Source organism: Flavobacterium olei, assembly GCF_039749035.1.
GTDB lineage: Bacteria > Bacteroidota > Bacteroidia > Flavobacteriales > Flavobacteriaceae > Flavobacterium > Flavobacterium olei.
Genome location: NZ_JBDKWC010000015.1, coordinates 1 through 795, shown reverse-complemented (window position 1 = coordinate 795; position 795 = coordinate 1). Strand labels below are relative to the sequence as shown.

General features: G+C 39.0%; 1 pseudogene. It reads left to right on the top strand.

Annotation, left to right across the window (positions count from 1 at the left end):
* Positions 1–795, top strand: a pseudogene (locus ABEB31_RS21605) (DUF6443 domain-containing protein); the annotation flags it as partial.

The window sequence follows — 795 nt, the reverse complement described above, 5'->3', positions numbered from 1 at the left end:
ACGATGCTTTTGGCAGACCGGTTTACACCGGATGGAGCAGCCAAACTTCAAACGCTGCAACCCGTAAGTCATTGCAGGATGCTCAGAACATCGCTACCGTTTTATTTGAAAGCAAGCAAACATCCGGAACTATTGACGGAATTGAAACTTATTACAGCAATGTAATAGCCCCTGTAACTTTTAAACTTTTAACCGTAAATTATTATGATAATTACGAATTTCCAAATGCACAGGCAGCTCCGTCCTCGATTGAAGGACAGGATGTTTTAGCCAATATTAAAGGGATGGCTTCAGGCAGCTGGACGAGAGCGGTTACTACTGTTTCATCTACAGCGGGCGAAACTGCAACGATTTTTTATGATGACAAAGCAAGACCAATAAAAAACTATCAGCAGAATTATTTGGGCGGTTATAACTCCAGTGAAAGCAAACTAGATTTTACAGGAAAAACATTATACACTATTACCAAACATAAAAGAACGTCCGGGAATCCGGAAATAGTGGTTAGGGAAGAATTTACCTATTCTCCTCAAGATCGTCTCCTTACCCATACGCATCAGATAAACGGAGGAGCGGTTGAACTTCTGGCTGATAATAGTTATGATGCTTTAGGACAGCTTGTAAATAAAAAAGTAGGAAACAATGCCGGAAACCCACTACAGAAAGTAGATTACAAATACAATATCAGAGGTTGGCTTGAGGAAATTAATAAAACAATTAATTTACAGCAGGATACAGATCCCGTCGATTTATTTGCTTTTAAAATTAACTACGATATCACTCAGACAGCTATAT